Origin of the sequence: Listeria innocua (assembly GCF_028596125.1) — a bacterium.
In the GTDB taxonomy this organism is placed as follows: domain Bacteria; phylum Bacillota; class Bacilli; order Lactobacillales; family Listeriaceae; genus Listeria; species Listeria innocua.
Genome location: NZ_CP117229.1, coordinates 2,357,043 through 2,372,003, shown reverse-complemented (window position 1 = coordinate 2,372,003; position 14,961 = coordinate 2,357,043). Strand labels below are relative to the sequence as shown.

Here is a 14,961-nt window from a genome sequence, read left to right as displayed (position 1 = left end):
GCGAAATAATACATCAAAAGTAATATGTTTTTAGTAAAAATATACATTAAGGGAGGAAAGAGAGATGAAGCGAAAGGGAAGAAAATCTAGTTTAATTTTCATTTTGACCATACTAATATTTAGTTGTTTAAGTGGATTTGGGACAAACGTTTTCGCGATGGATGGGGAATATCACTCGCCATATGGGGATGATGATCTATATACTGTCCAACCAACAGAACGTTCTCCTAGAGATCCAAAAGCTGGTGAAGACGTGACATTAAATATTACTACCTGGCCAATTGAAGATGGACAAAATGTTTGGGTAGAATGGACTAAAAACGGGGTAGCACAAGAAAATGTTACAGCAGCTTATGATTATAATAGCGGGAACAATACTTACTGGAAAGCAGATTTAGGAAAATTTGAAAAAGGCGATGAAATTACTTATACAACAAAAGGTTCTACTGACGGAGGAACTGAATATGAAAGTGGTCCGTTTACATTTTACGTGACGGACTGGGAGTATGTGCAAGATGTCAGCAGCGTTGTAGATAATGGAGATTCTATTACATTAAATATGACAGCTACTGCAGGTGAATTCACTCCAAAATTATATCTTTCGTTTGAGGATTTAGATACACTTCGTATGGAACTATCACCAACCGGTAAAGAAACTGGACATGCTGGAAAAACTGGTTACACAGTAGATGATGGTGCAGATAAAGTAACAGTTACAACTGACGATTTGCGAGTAGAAATCCAAAAGTCTCCTTACCGCATGGAAGTGTACCAAGCAGATGGAACTCTACTTACAAGTGAATATACAACTGCCAACAGCTTAGGTTGGTTGACAGATGGCAAAAATGTTATCAATCAGTATCAAAATAATTTTATGACGCCAAGTGATGAGGCGTTCTATGGTTTTGGTGAACGTTACGATACTATTAATCAACGAGGCAAAGATGTTGAAACCTATGTTTATAATGAGTACCAAGACCAAGCACAAACTGAACGAACTTATTTAGCAGTACCGTTTTTTGTAAGTGCAAATAAATATGGTATGTTTGTGAATTCTGATTTTCATTCACAATTCCAAATGGCTTCAAAAGTAGAAGACAAATATAGCTTTATTTTAGATAATGATGGCGATATGACGAATATGCTTGATTATTATGTCATCAGCGGAAAAGATCAAAATGATATTGTAAATAACTACACAGATATTACTGGAAAAACTACATTATTACCAAAATGGGCATTCGGACTTTGGATGTCAGCAAATGAATGGGATAGAGAATCTGATGTAAGTACAGCACTTTCTAATGCAAAAGAAAATGAAATTCCAGCAACGGGATTTGTATTAGAACAATGGAGTGATGAAGAAACTTACTACATTTGGAACGACGCGACATATACTGCGAAGAAAAATGGTGAACCTTTTGCCTATGATGATTTTACATTTAACGGGAAATGGACAAATCCAAAAGCAATGGTAGACAGCGTACATGATGCAGGAATGAACATTGTATTATGGCAAGTTCCTGTATTAAAAGATGATAATACAGTGTATGAACAAAGAGATAATGATGAAGACTACATGATAAGTCAAGGGTACAGTGCGGACGATGGAACAGGGGCGCCTTACCGAGTTCCAGCATCTCAGTGGTTTGGTAACGGGATTTTACTAGATTTCACAAATAAAGATGCGGTAAATTGGTGGACATCTCAACGTGAATATTTACTAACAGATGTCGGAATTGATGGATTCAAGACAGATGGTGGAGAAATGGTTTGGGGCCGTGATACAACTTTTTCTAACGGGGAAAAAGGGCAAGAAATGAGAAACCGTTATCCAACAGATTATGTTTCCAGCTATTTCGATTTTGCAAAAAGTATAAATCCAGAGGCAGTTTCCTTTAGCCGTTCTGGAACTTCAGGGGCACAAAAATCGGGCATTTACTGGTCTGGAGATCAAACTTCTACATTTGATTCTTTCCAAGCATCCGTAAAAGCAGGTCTTAGTGCATCAACATCAGGCGTTTCTTACTGGGCATGGGATATGGCAGGATTCACAGGAAATTATCCAACAGCAGAACTTTATAAACGCGCAACAGCAATGGCGGCTTTTGCACCGATTATGCAGTTCCACTCGGAAAAATCAGATCCATCGCCAAGTGAAGAACGCTCACCGTGGAATGCAGTAGCTAGAACTGGCGACGAAACGATTTTACCAACATTCCAAAAATATTTATATACACGTATGAATTTACTTCCTTATATTTATACAGCGGCAAAAGATACTGCTGATAATGGGAAATCTATGATGCGTCAAATGGCTATGGATTATCCAGAAGATATTAATACGCGTAATTTAGATGAACAATATATGTTTGGCGATGATTTACTTGTAGCACCAATTGTACAAGAAGGCCAAACAGAAAAAGAAGTTTATTTACCAGAAGGCGAATGGATAGATATTTGGAACGGCGGTATCCATCCAGGTGGCGAAACAATTTCTTACTATGCAGATGTTGATACGCTACCTGTATTTGCAAAAGCTGGAGCGATTATTCCAATGAATATGACAGATGGTTACCAACTAGGACAAAATGTAGGTAACGATTTAAAAGCGTATGATAATTTAACGTTCCGAGTTTACCCATCAGGAAACAGCGAGTACAGTTTCTATGATGATGTAAATGGTGGCGAGATGCGTGACATTAGCGTTTCTGAAGACTTTGCAAATGAAAAAGTTACGGTCAATCTTCCGGCAATGGCAGATGAAACAACGATGCAAGTTTTCAGTACAGAGCCAACAAGTGTAACAGTTGCAGGAACTGAGGTAGCTAAAGCAGACACACTAGATGCCTTTAATGAAGCAACGAGCGCTTATTACTATGACACTGTACAAAACTTAACTTACATCAAAACTGCAGCAACAGACACTACTCAGGCTATCGTTTTAAATGGTGTAAATCATGCACCTTATGAAGCGGAATTCGGGCATTTAACAAATGTATCAACTGCAAGTGACCATGCTGGCTACACTGGAACTGGTTTTGTAGCTGGATTTGATGAAGAAAAAGAAGCAGTTGAGTTTGATATTGATGCAGTTGATGGGGCATCCGATTATACGATGGAAGTGCGTTATAGCGCGGGTGTGGAAGATGCTACAAGAACGGTTTATGTAAATGGCAACAAACAACAAATTGCTTTACCGAAAACGACTGACTGGGATACTTGGGACGTAGTGGAAGTGCCAGTAACCTTGCAAGATGGTATTAACCAAGTCGTCTTTGATTTTGAAGCAGGCGATACAGCGGGAATTAACTTTGATCATGTTGTAATTAAATAATAAACACATTGCCACCCTTTTCGAGGTGAAGAGGGTGGTGCTTTGAAAGGAGTAAGAGATGAAAAAGATAATTGGATTGTTGTTCATTGTAAGTTGTTGTATTTTACTTTCACCAACAATAAAAGTGCAAGCGGATACAGTTCCTTTGCCAGCTCCAATCATTGAGGCATTTCCAGTTGAAGCAATTGCTGAGGCGATTGCTGAAGAATTGGATAAAGATTCTGTAAATGATATTATCACGCAAGAAGATTTAGATACAATCACAATCCTACCATTTCCAGGGTTAAATTTAACTGGGGAAGATTTGAATGTATTGAATAATGAAGTTTTTACAAACGCAACAGAATTAGCTATTTGGAGTAATAATATTGGCGAGATGCCTGACTTATCGGAGAGTCTTCCTGCTTTAGAAACTATAAAAGCATCTGATGCAAACATTACTCAATTTCCAAACGCAAATTATCCTAATTTAACGACAGTAGACTTTAGTAAAAATAATTTCGGAATTAATATTCCTGAGTTCATTGGGATGGAAAAATTAGTCAGTATTAACATGGAGCAAGCAGAACTTTCTGGATATATAGCGAAAGATATTTGGATGAATATGCCTAATTTAGAAACATTACTTCTTCGTGATAATCATTTAATATCAATTCCAGAAGATATTTTTCTAACTGGGCAAATTAGGAATCGTTCGTTTGATGGACAGACGGCAACCTATCCTCCAAGGACAATTAAACAAGGCGAAAATTTAGATGTTTTTGTGCCGTTTATTTATCAAGCGCTAGATTTTATCGCACCAGCTCCTGGGAACGAGATGATAATTAATGATAACGGTGAATTTCTTTATAAACCAGTGTATCCATCCTATACGGGTTCTTACATGTACACTATTGAAACAGCAGGATTAGAGCCTGGTGAACATTTGTTAGAAATCTCACTAAATTACAATGGATCAGAATATTTAGGGTGGTATGATTTTCCTGTAACAATTACTGAATGAAAAGGAGCGAGATGATGAAAAAAGGGATGAAGCAAGTTTGTGTCAGTATGGCTGTTGTGCCGCTTGTTTGGTTGAACTTAGGGATAACGCAACCATTAGAAGTAGAAGTTAACGCAGAAGAAACAGAGAAAAAAGAAGTGAAACAACAAGCGAATGGAGAAACTGCAAAACAACTTAGTAAAGAAGAATATGCGAAGTTAAGTGCAGAAGAAGGGCTTGGAAATGTTTTAGAGGCAACTGTAACAGACAATGTTATCACGCTAAAAATTGATAACGGGGATGAAGCAGAAGATGACTACTTAGAAATTTCACCACTTGCCAATAATTTGCTTAAAGTTAATTTACGACCACGAAATATCGAAAATAGTGAGTCAACACCGATGATTGACCCTAATGCAACTTTTACAGCAATTGGGGCTGAGATTGATTTAGAATCTGATCCTATGGTTATTTCAACGGACGAATGCACACTTGAAATTTCTAAAGAACCAGCACGAATGACTTTTAAAGATAAAGAGGGAAAAACTTTATTATCTGAGTCGGCTGATGGTGGAATTTTCGATGGCGGTGTGAGATTTAAACGTGGTGCAACTGACCATGTTTACGGAGCTTATGGTATTAGTTTTAGTGACGGAGACCTTGGGATGGAGCGAGATAATACAGCTGCAAATAGCGGGAAGACAGCTCAAGCAGGTCAACAAGGTAATGCTGGTGGCCCGTTCATGTGGTCTACAGCAGGTTATGGCCTTTTAGTAGACAGTGACGGGGGTTATCCTTATTCTGTTTCAGACGAAGAAAAGCTGGAATTCTATTACGGGGATTCCGTTGTTGAAGGCCGTCGTTACGAAAAAGAAAATGTAGAAATGTACTTGATGTCAGGGGAACCTGAAGAAATCATGTCCTCTTACGCTGATGTAACTGGTCATACTCCTATGATGCCAAAATGGTCTCTTGGTTTCTCCAATTTCGAATGGGGAACAAATGAAGATGAATTCCGTAAAAATATTGATACGTATCGTGCTAAGGGAATTCCGATTGATTCTTTTGCTTTTGACTACGATTGGAAGTTTTACGGAGATCCTGTTTATGGAGGGGATTACGGTGAATTTGCTTGGAATACAACTAATTTCCCATCCGCAAAAGACACTACTTTAAAAAATGATATGGATGCACTAGGTGTAAAAATGATTGGTATTACTAAACCTCGTGTGGTAACTAATCTACAAGATGGAACGGAAACGCAACAAGGTAAAGATGCTGAGGCAAATGGTTACTGGTATCCAGGCCAAGAAGCGTATGAAGATTACGCGTTCCCAGTTACTGTTAGAAGTATCGATCCGTATAATCCGGATGAACGTAATTGGTGGTGGTCTCATTCTGAAGATGCGCTGGATAAAGGTATCGTCGGTTGGTGGAATGATGAAACTGACAAAGTATCCTCCAATGGAGCGGATTATTGGTTTGGGAATTTCACAACAGGTTTTACATCTCAAGCAATGTATGAAGGTCAACGTGATTACACGAATGAACGTGTTTGGCAGACTGGAAGAACATATTATCCAGGAGCTCAGCGCTACTCCACATCTATTTGGTCAGGCGATATCGGCGTCCAATGGAAAAAAGGCGAAGTAATTGACTGGGCAAATGGAATGCAAGAACAACCAAGTACGATGTTGTCTACTATCAATTTAGGTCAAACGAAATGGGGCATGGACACAGGTGGTTTTAATGCCAATTCTGGACAAGTATTAAATCCAGATCCAGAACTTTATAGTCGTTGGATGGAGTTTAGCTCTCTTGTACCAGTATTTAGAACACATGGTAATGATAATCAACAACGTCAACCTTGGTATTACGGCGGGACTGCAGAAGAAGTGGCGAAAAGTAGTATGACTTGGCGTTATTCAATGATTCCATACATGTATGCCTATGAAAGACAAGCTTATGAATCTGGAGTAGGACTTGTTCAACCACTTACTTTTGATAATCCAACAGATGAAAATGTAGTTAACCTAACAAATGAATGGATGTTTGGTGATGCTATCCTTGCAGCTCCTATTTTAGAAGAGGGTGCCGGTTCGCGTGAAATCTATTTACCAGCGGGAACTTGGATAGACTATAATCGTGGTGATATCTACGAAGGGAACCAAACTATCAATTATGAAGTAAATGACGAAGACTGGACGGATGTTCCGATGTTCGTTAAGCAGGGCGCAATTATACCAATGCAACAGCCGCAAAACTATGTTGGTGAATCCGCAGTTAAAACCGTTTATTTAGACACATTTGCTTCTGAAAAAGATACTTCATTTACACATTATGATGACGATGGAAAATCTTTTGATTATGAAAAAGAAGTTTATTTGAAACAAAAAATGACAACATCGAAAACAGCAGATACTACTACTTTCACAGTTGGCGCGAAAGAAGGAAGTTACAAAGCTGACACAGAAAATTACATTGTAAAACTACACGGAAATGCTGCTGAAAGTGTCCAAGTTAATGGCACTGATAGCAAATTATACGATGATTTATCTGCGCTCGAAAATGCAGATGGAAGTGGTTATGCTGTTTCTAGCGATATTTATGGCGCAGTAACTTATGTGAAAGTACCAGCTCAAGGAGACGCAGATACAGTTATTACAGCAACCGGTTCTAAAAGCGTGGAACAAACTGGAACATATGAAATGGAAAAAGGTTCTAGTTTTGCAAATATAGTTGCTGAAAAACCTGTAACTGAACAAACCTATGTAGATGGATATGATTCAGATGGCTCTGGAACAACGATTTACGCAAATGTAAAAGATGCTGGCGATTATAATGTTGATTTAACATACAAAAATGCTTCCGAAGATAACCAATCATTAAGTATTTTTGTAAATGGTGAATATGTAAAACAAACAACTTTAAAACCGGCAGCGGACTGGACTGTTCAAGCGGAAAACTTACCACTTGCAGCAGGAAAAAATAGTATCTCTTATAAAGTGGTTACAGACACAGGCGACAAAGCAGATCAAGTCGCATTAGACAAAGTAAATATCGGTTTCACTCCAACTGTAGCAAAAGTAGAAGCGGAAGAAGCAGCTCTATCTGGAACTTTAAAAGTGGCAAATGATCATTGGTTCTATAGTGGAGAAGGCTTTGTTGGCGGCTTTGGAGCAGCAGGAGATGAAATCAAGTTTGAAGTGGATGTGCCAGCGGACGGGGAATATGTGCTAAATACCCGAACTGCAAATGGAAGTGGGATGCCGCAAACGCTTGATTTGTACACAAATGGTACTTATAATTCTCGCGTAACTTTCCCTTCAGAAGGTGAAAACTGGAATATTTGGACTGATACAGAAAAAGCTGTGAATTTAAAAGCTGGTACAAATAAAATCACTTTCTTAATGGACGGTGAAACTACAGGAAATATCAATATTGATAGAATCCTTGTCTCAGCGGATCCGATTAACAGTCCGGTTCAATCAGAAGTAAATCTACTTGATAACGGCGGTTTTGAACGTGACCCTGCTGCAACTACTAATTGGGTAGAGTCTCATCCGGACGGTCAGGATAAGGCATACGGCGTTGATAGTGGTTCAGGTGTCAATCCTCCAGAATCACCAGCTTTTGGAAGTCAGAGCGCTTATTTCTACCTACCAGGAGCTTACCAGCAAACACTAGCGCAACAAATCGCAGTTCCGACTAATAATGCGAATTACGATGTGGAAGCGTGGGTTAAAGTAAGTAAAGATGATACTGCAAAAGCACAAATGACAGTTAATAACTACGATAGCAGTGAAGGTCAGACTATTGATTTAGTAGCTGATAATGTTTGGCATTATGTTTCAATTAAGGATGTCAAAGTAACAACAGGAAATATTAATACAAGTTTTGTGATGGACTCTAAAGGTGGAACAAGTATTCATATTGATAATGTTAGAGTTATGCCATCTGCCAAATAATTAGATAGAGCGGGATGATATATCCCGCTCTTTTCTTTAAGGAGGAGAGAAGATGAAAAAACTATTTATAGTATTTAGTTTGATTATTATTGGAGTTGTCAGCTTTAATACAATGGATGTAAATGCTAGTGTGACAGAGGTATATCCATTGCCAGCCAGAATAATTGATGTTTTTCCAGATGAAAACTTAGCGAAAGATATGGTAGAAAACTTGCACAAAAGTGATGTTACAGACATCATTACGCAAGATGATATAAATGCAGCGACATCATTAGGATTGGGCTATTTTACAAATTACTTAACAGACGAAACTTTAGAAATGCTAGGAAATGCTTATTTTACCAATGTAAATAATATTATGATTTATCCTACCCAAACAAAGTTCACTAAATTTCCGGATTTACCGACTTTACCTCTATTAGATACTTTAAGAGCAGAAGTAAGTATAACAAGTGAAATACCACCTGAAAATATTACCGTACCAGATTATCAAAATTATCCAGAATTAAAGTATCTTAATTTTGGTAGTAGAACTATTGTGGGGGGCTTGCCTGACTTTTCTAATATTCCTAAACTAGAAACGTTGTTGCTAAATGAATGTGGCCTTGCTTCAGAAGATGTACCTGATTTTACAAACTTGAAAAATTTACAGGAAGTAAACTTTGAGTCGAATCAATTCACAACAGAAATGACAGATTTCACTCATTTGGATAGTTTGGTAAGTATGGATTTGAGCTATAATTATTTAAACATACTACCACCTACTATTGTTGATAAAATAACTGTACTAGGCCAAATTGGAACTTTACCAGATCAAACGGTTGCTTATGGGGAAGATGCATATATCACACTACCAATTTATACACAATTGTATGATTTAAAGGATATTAATGGTGTTCAAGAAGTGTGGATTCGAAATTCAGATGATGATAAAGTGTTTGATTCATTTAAAGTAAATTATGATGAGGACAAGGCGCAAATTATTGTTCCTACAAGTAATCTTGATAAAGGCGAGTACACGATTGGTATTGATTTTAATGGAATAGAGCCCTATATTGAAGAAGGCGAAGTTATGAAATACTCACTGAAATTAACTATCAATTAATTGAAAACTTGTGGCATGCTAAATAATAGTTGTACATTTGGCTGTGTCACAAGTTTTTTCTGTTTGTAAAGGCTCGTTTTTTCCTGTATAATATCTAATGTTAGACTTTAACTCTGGGGATGTTACGGATTCGACAGGGATAGTTCGAGCTTGAGTTGCGAGTCGGGGGGATCGTCCTCGTTATCAACGTCAAAGCCAATAATAACTGGCAAAGAAAAACAAAACCTAGCTTTCGCTGCCTAATAAGCAGTAGCATAGCTGATCCTCCGTGCATCGCCCATGTGCTACGGTAAGGGTCTCACTCTAAGTGGGCTACACTAGTTAATCTCCGTCTGAGGTTAAATAGAAGAGCTTAATCAGACTAGCTGAATGGAAGCCTGTTACCGGGCTGATGTTTATGCGAAATGCTAATACGGTGACTACGCTCGTAGATATTCAAGTGCCGATATTTCTGGACGTGGGTTCGACTCCCACCATCTCCATATTTTGAAACGCGTAAAGAAAGTCCTATGTTCTTTAATGGTGTTATTAAGCCATTTAAGAACATAGGACCTTTTTTTATTTTCCATTAACTTGATTATTTCTTTCTCTTTTATTAAGAATCATTTGCTAAACTAAATAAAGAAGTAAGGAGAGGAGAAATAAGATGCTACGCTTTAAGAAATTTTTCGTTATTTTAATTGTAATTGGATTTATATATGTCTTGATTGTAGCGGCATTTATGTTTAGCGGGACGAGGGCCAAACCTGATGAAAACGTAAATACGGTACTTATTTTAGGTGCGAAAATTAATGGGGATCCGGCTACCCCGTCGTTAGTTTTAGAGGAAAGATTGGATGCGGCAGTGGCTTATTTGAATGAATATCCAAAGGCAAAGGTGATTGTTAGTGGTGGGCAAGGTGCTGATGAAAGCACGACGGAAGCTGCGGTTATGGAAGAATATTTGGTTAATGAAGGCATTGCGAGAAATCGGATTAAAAAGGAAACTAAATCCAAAAGAACGGAAGAAAATATTAAATATAGCAATGAAAAATTTGATTTAGGAAAAACAGGGATTGTGACAAGTGACTATCATATGTATAGGGCGCTAATGCTAGCAAAACGTCAGGGGATAAATGCAACCGGTCTTCCAGCAAAATCTCGGACACCTGCCAAGTACAAAGGAATGATGCGCGAAGTTTTATCCATCACATATGCATGGGTTTTTGACCGATAATACATGCTATAATAAGGCTAAAAGGGCTGGAGGTTTTGGGATGAAACTAGAGCGGATTTTAGCAATATTAGTCATGATTTTAGAGCGAAAAGTACTAGCAAGTGAGCTCGCTGAAAAATTCGAGGTAAGCACACGAACGATTTACCGCGATATGGATACGCTCCTTTATGCGGGATTTCCAGTCGTTGCTTTACCGGGGAAAAATGGCGGATTTACGATGCTTGATACATATAAATTAGTGACGTTTACTTTTTCGGAGGAAGAGAAGCGGATTTTGCTTGAAGCTTTAGAGGCGCGTTCGGAATTTATGTTGAATGATAGCCAAGAAACTTTACGAGAAAAAATCACTTTATTACAAACGGAAAAACCAACTAGCAATTATATTTTCTTTGATTCAGCGACACAACATCGCAAACAAATTGAGGCCGAAGTAAAACGAAAAATCGCCTATATTCAAAAAGCTTTTACGATGAAAAAACAGTTAGATATAACATATATTGCGATGGACGGAACAGAAACAAACCGAGAAATTTCACCTCAAAAATTAAACTTAATGGATGGCAGTTGGTATTTAGAAGCATACTGTCACAAAAGAGCAGCCATTCGCCACTTTAAATTAACAAGAATAACGTCTTTGAAAGAAACGAGTAAAACTAGTATGAAAATAGAAGAAGACCAAAAACAAGCTGAAGTAACAGAAAAAATTGTGTTAGAGTTTCCGAAAAATCAGCTTGGAAAATTACTGGATTACTTTTTGTTAGAAGAAATGCAAATGGAGTTAGATTTGGTTCGTGTAACGTTTCAATATGATTCTGAGCGGAATATTATCCCGTTTTTATTGATGTTTGGAAGTGCGGTGAAGATTTTAGAACCGGATTCGCTACAAAATGAATATAAGTCCGAAGTGGAAAAACTTTATTTTAATTTGAATTCTTGACAGATAGTTGTCAAGTTTTGATCGCTATAATGATGTTAGAGGAGGCGACAAACAATGAAGTTACAAGAAAATAAAGTGATTAATGGAAAGCAAATACGTACAAGTAATAGTGATTTTAGTCCGATTGCAGAACTTTGGGGTGAAGTCATGGTTGAAAAGCCAGCCGGAGATATTTTTGCGGTGTATAGTAATTATGCGAGTGATTTTACGGGTGAATATGATTTATTAGTAGGAACTAGCGACTGGGACGAAGAAAAAAATACAGAAATTGAAGCTGGAGAATATCTCGTGTTTACTGTAGATAATACGAGTCATAAAGGCGTGGCGGAAGTTTGGCAAGAAATCTGGGCGAGGGATAGTGAATTACAGCGCGCTTATAAAACAGATTTTGAATGGTATCATACGAATGGAAAAATAGAAGTTTATATTTCTATTTAAAAAAATCCCCTCACAAGGAGGAGATTCTGTCATTATTTAAGTTTTTCAGCTGCTTTAGCTGGGACTTCTTTTTCAGGCACTTCTTCAAATGAAGTTACGCCTTTGTCTTCTTTAATATAAAGTTTTAAATAAGCGCCTTTACGTAATTCTTTATCTGCAGAAAAAGTAACTTCTGTCTCTTTACCATTTTCGTCGTATGCAGGAAGAGTATAATTATTGTTGAAGCTTATTTCATTACTTTTTGTGGGATCTTTTGTAATTTTAACATAGGAAGCATCTGCACCAATTTTGTTGGCATTTTTAAAGTAATATACGCCACCAATAATTCCACCAAGTAATAGTACGCTTATAATAAGTATAACAATTTTTTTCAAGTCAATCATCCTTTGCTGAGTTATTACACTTATTGTATAAGAAAAGAGCGGGACAAACCCTCGCAAAAGGCAACGAAATGGATTTTTAAACTTACATATTTGTTAGAAAGGAGTAATATTTCATGGCGAGACCAAAAAATAAAGAAGAATTGCTTCAACAAAGTGCGGAAAGTTATCAAAAGCTATTGGATTTAATTGACTCTATTCCAAAAGAAAAACAGCAGCTTGCGTTTCCGTTTGAGGATAGGGATAAGAATATTCGTGACGTTGTGGTGCATTTGCATGAGTGGCACAATATGGCGCTTGATTGGTACCAGGTTGGGATGAGGGGCGATAAACCTTTTATGCCGGCGGAAGGCTATACTTGGAGGACTACGCCAGAACTGAATTTGGTCATTTGGCAGAAGTACCAGGAAACGGATTTAGAGACGGCGATGGAATTACTAAATAAAACGCATCATGCGGAAATGGAAATTATCGCGGAACACTCGAATGAAGAACTGTTTACAAAAAAATATTATAAGTGGACGAATACAACGTCGCTAGGTGCTATTTTTATTTCAAGCACAACGAGCCACTATGAATGGGCTATGAAGAAAATACGGAAATTTAAAAAAGCCGCTGGAATCAAATGAATTCCAGCGGTTCTTTTTTTATTTTAAAGCGGATTCGTCTAAATAAGCAATTTCCCAAAGATGGTTGTCTAAATCAAGAAAACTTCTGCTATACATGAAATCGTAGTCTTGTGTTTCGCCTGCTGGTTTTGCGCCAATTTTTAGCGCATGATCGACCAGTGTGTCAACGGCTTGGCGGCTATCTTGGGTGATGGTGATGAGGACTTCGCGTGCTTTTGTTGTGTCAGCGATGCCTTCTTTATGGAAAGTCTGGAAGAAATCTTCTTTCAAGAGCATGGCGAAAATATTTTCTCCGATGAGCATTTGGGTAGCATTTTCGTCTGTGAATTGAGGATTAAATTCGTAGCCAAGTTCTGTGAAAAAAGCGACGGTTGCTTGTAAATCTTTTACAGGCAAATTAATAAAAATTTGTTCCGAGCGTGTTGCCATAATTTATCACCTCCAGCCAAAAATAGCATGCAGAAAACTTCCTGTCAATGAATAAGTTATGTTAAAGTAGGGAAGATATAAAGTAATCCAAAATTGAATATCAAAAATACCCCTTGTAATCGGTTTCTTTTTGTACTATAATGTTAGAGAAAAGAATAGGATTGTTACTGCTGAGGCAGGCAAAACCTAGATTAATTCAAGTGCTATTTTGATATTAATAGCGTTGGAATTAGTTTGGGTTTTTTTCTTTTGAAAGAGGTGAAAATGCATGATTATCAAAAAAATACTGAATAACAATGTCGTAATCGCCGAGGGTAAAAGTGGCAAGGAGTCTGTAGTGATGGGCCGTGGTCTTGCTTTTCAAAAGAAACTTGGAGATGAGGTGGAGGTATCCAAGATTGAAAAAACATTTGTAATGGAAACACACGAACTTTCAGAAAAGCTTTCAGAATTACTTAGTGAGATTCCGCTGAAACATTTACGTATCGCGGATGATGTTGTCCAGTACGCGCAAGAAACACTTGAAACAGACTTAAGCGATAATATCTATTTAACTCTCACAGATCATATTAATTTTGCAGTATCACGTTATAATCAGGGTATTAACTTGAAAAATGCACTATTGTGGGAAATAAAACGATTTTATCACGCAGAGTATTTAGTTGGAATGAAGGCCCTTGATTTTATTGAGAAAGAAGTAGGAATTAGGTTAGACGAAGATGAAGCAGGTTTTATTGCTCTCCACATTGTAAATGCGAGACAAGACGGACAACAAATGCACATGACAGTAGCAATGACCCAAATTGTTCAAGATATTTTAAGCATTGTCACGTATCATTATGGTATGGTTTTAGATGAAACTTCACTGAACTATACACGTTTTATTACTCATTTACAGTATTTCGCACAACGTTTACTTCGAAAAGAAATTGTCGATTCCGGCGATGACTTTTTATATGAACAAGTGCAAATTAAGTATCCAGAAGCTTTTAATTGTACGAAAAAAATTGATGCATATCTGATTAATACGCATCATACGGAATTAACAAGAGACGAACGTGTTTACCTCGCAATTCATATTTACCGCGTTACTGAAAGAAACACAATAGCAAAAGAAGAAGAATAATTTTTTTGGACTTATATGTAATGGATTACAGAAAAGTGCCGCTTATCGCGGTGCTTTTTTTATTGTAATTTTTTCTCTACTAATATGACCGAAAATAACACTGCGAAAACACTAGTAGTTAATAAAATGGAGCTGCGAATCATGGCATACATTGGAATAAATGCAAGTATCAGTGAAAAAACTAGAATACACACGCCAATGATTATCCAGTAAATTCCAAGCAATCGATGAGCCTTTTTCCAGTTGGCGTCGTTTTTTAAAGAAGCATTCGTCCGGTAACTAAAGCGGCCATTTTTATTTTTGGGTGGATTAACTCTGTAAAAAATGCCAATAATAATTAATAAAAACGGGAAAATTAAATCAAACATAGCAAACCTCCTTTTACGTACCACCGTAGTATAACAAATTCTTGTG

12 protein-coding genes and 1 other RNA gene are annotated in these 14,961 nt (G+C 37.4%); 10 read left to right on the top strand and 3 right to left on the bottom strand.

Annotated elements, in window-relative coordinates:
* Positions 1-64: 64 nt before the first annotated feature.
* From PQQ29_RS12375 to PQQ29_RS12340, 8 genes are all read left to right on the top strand, one after another.
* On the top strand, positions 65-3,337 hold the full coding sequence (locus PQQ29_RS12375) for a TIM-barrel domain-containing protein (protein WP_033533621.1): 3,273 nt from the start codon (positions 65-67) through the stop codon (positions 3,335-3,337).
* 58 nt (positions 3,338-3,395) lie between these two features.
* Positions 3,396-4,340 (top strand): internalin N-terminal domain-containing protein, encoded by a 945-nt coding sequence (locus PQQ29_RS12370; protein WP_010991246.1) that lies wholly within the window; start codon positions 3,396-3,398, stop codon positions 4,338-4,340.
* 14 nt (positions 4,341-4,354) lie between these two features.
* Positions 4,355-8,287 (top strand): TIM-barrel domain-containing protein, encoded by a 3,933-nt coding sequence (locus PQQ29_RS12365; RefSeq protein ID WP_187983863.1) that lies wholly within the window; start codon positions 4,355-4,357, stop codon positions 8,285-8,287.
* A 52-nt stretch (positions 8,288-8,339) separates the two neighbouring features.
* The gene (locus tag PQQ29_RS12360) at positions 8,340-9,392 is read left to right on the top strand and encodes an internalin N-terminal domain-containing protein (RefSeq protein WP_153648597.1); all 1,053 of its coding nucleotides are present in this window, start codon (positions 8,340-8,342) and stop codon (positions 9,390-9,392) included.
* 115 nt (positions 9,393-9,507) lie between these two features.
* Positions 9,508-9,877, top strand: a transfer-messenger RNA (tmRNA) gene (gene ssrA, locus PQQ29_RS12355).
* A gap of 161 nt (positions 9,878-10,038) precedes the next feature.
* On the top strand, positions 10,039-10,608 hold the full coding sequence (locus PQQ29_RS12350) for a YdcF family protein (RefSeq protein WP_187983864.1): 570 nt from the start codon (positions 10,039-10,041) through the stop codon (positions 10,606-10,608).
* A gap of 40 nt (positions 10,609-10,648) precedes the next feature.
* A complete protein-coding gene (locus tag PQQ29_RS12345; RefSeq protein WP_153648599.1) occupies positions 10,649-11,545 on the top strand; it encodes a helix-turn-helix transcriptional regulator in 897 nt (298 codons plus the stop codon).
* Between the two features lie 54 nt (positions 11,546-11,599).
* A complete protein-coding gene (locus PQQ29_RS12340) occupies positions 11,600-11,983 on the top strand; it encodes a GyrI-like domain-containing protein (protein WP_153648600.1) in 384 nt (127 codons plus the stop codon).
* A gap of 32 nt (positions 11,984-12,015) precedes the next feature.
* Here the strand turns inward: PQQ29_RS12340 and PQQ29_RS12335 are convergent, their stop codons facing one another.
* Positions 12,016-12,357, bottom strand: a complete 342-nt coding sequence (locus PQQ29_RS12335; protein ID WP_010991240.1) for a YxeA family protein — start codon at positions 12,355-12,357, stop codon at positions 12,016-12,018.
* 122 nt (positions 12,358-12,479) lie between these two features.
* On the opposite strand from PQQ29_RS12335, the gene PQQ29_RS12330 reads away from it, so the two are divergent.
* Complete coding sequence (locus PQQ29_RS12330; protein ID WP_003769163.1) at positions 12,480-12,992, top strand: ClbS/DfsB family four-helix bundle protein; 513 nt, start codon at positions 12,480-12,482, stop codon at positions 12,990-12,992.
* A gap of 18 nt (positions 12,993-13,010) precedes the next feature.
* Here PQQ29_RS12330 and PQQ29_RS12325 read toward each other — a convergent pair whose 3' ends face one another.
* Positions 13,011-13,421: a VOC family protein gene (locus tag PQQ29_RS12325; protein ID WP_003769161.1), complete on the bottom strand. Its 411-nt coding sequence runs from the start codon at positions 13,419-13,421 to the stop codon at positions 13,011-13,013.
* Positions 13,422-13,689: 268 nt separating this feature from the next.
* Here PQQ29_RS12325 and licT point away from each other — a divergent pair, with 268 nt between their 5' ends.
* On the top strand, positions 13,690-14,547 hold the full coding sequence (gene licT, locus PQQ29_RS12320) for a BglG family transcription antiterminator LicT (RefSeq protein ID WP_003763832.1): 858 nt from the start codon (positions 13,690-13,692) through the stop codon (positions 14,545-14,547).
* A gap of 59 nt (positions 14,548-14,606) precedes the next feature.
* On the opposite strand, the gene PQQ29_RS12315 is transcribed toward licT, so the two are convergent.
* Entirely contained in the window at positions 14,607-14,915 is a 309-nt protein-coding gene (locus PQQ29_RS12315; protein ID WP_003763830.1) for an SdpI family protein, read from the bottom strand.
* Between the last annotated feature and the right edge of the window lie 46 nt (positions 14,916-14,961).

Bases quoted from the DNA above. Each gene is read 5' to 3' on its own strand.
- PQQ29_RS12375 (WP_033533621.1), top strand. From the start codon at position 65: ATGAAGCGAAAGGGAAGAAAATCTAGTTTAATTTTCATTTTGACCATA.
- PQQ29_RS12370 (WP_010991246.1), top strand. From the start codon at position 3,396: ATGAAAAAGATAATTGGATTGTTGTTCATTGTAAGTTGTTGTATTTTA.
- PQQ29_RS12365 (WP_187983863.1), top strand. From the start codon at position 4,355: ATGAAAAAAGGGATGAAGCAAGTTTGTGTCAGTATGGCTGTTGTGCCG.
- PQQ29_RS12360 (WP_153648597.1), top strand. From the start codon at position 8,340: ATGAAAAAACTATTTATAGTATTTAGTTTGATTATTATTGGAGTTGTC.
- PQQ29_RS12350 (WP_187983864.1), top strand. From the start codon at position 10,039: ATGCTACGCTTTAAGAAATTTTTCGTTATTTTAATTGTAATTGGATTT.
- PQQ29_RS12345 (WP_153648599.1), top strand. From the start codon at position 10,649: ATGAAACTAGAGCGGATTTTAGCAATATTAGTCATGATTTTAGAGCGA.
- PQQ29_RS12340 (WP_153648600.1), top strand. From the start codon at position 11,600: ATGAAGTTACAAGAAAATAAAGTGATTAATGGAAAGCAAATACGTACA.
- PQQ29_RS12330 (WP_003769163.1), top strand. From the start codon at position 12,480: ATGGCGAGACCAAAAAATAAAGAAGAATTGCTTCAACAAAGTGCGGAA.
- PQQ29_RS12325 (WP_003769161.1), bottom strand. From the start codon at position 13,421: ATGGCAACACGCTCGGAACAAATTTTTATTAATTTGCCTGTAAAAGAT.
- licT (WP_003763832.1), top strand. From the start codon at position 13,690: ATGATTATCAAAAAAATACTGAATAACAATGTCGTAATCGCCGAGGGT.
- PQQ29_RS12315 (WP_003763830.1), bottom strand. From the start codon at position 14,915: ATGTTTGATTTAATTTTCCCGTTTTTATTAATTATTATTGGCATTTTT.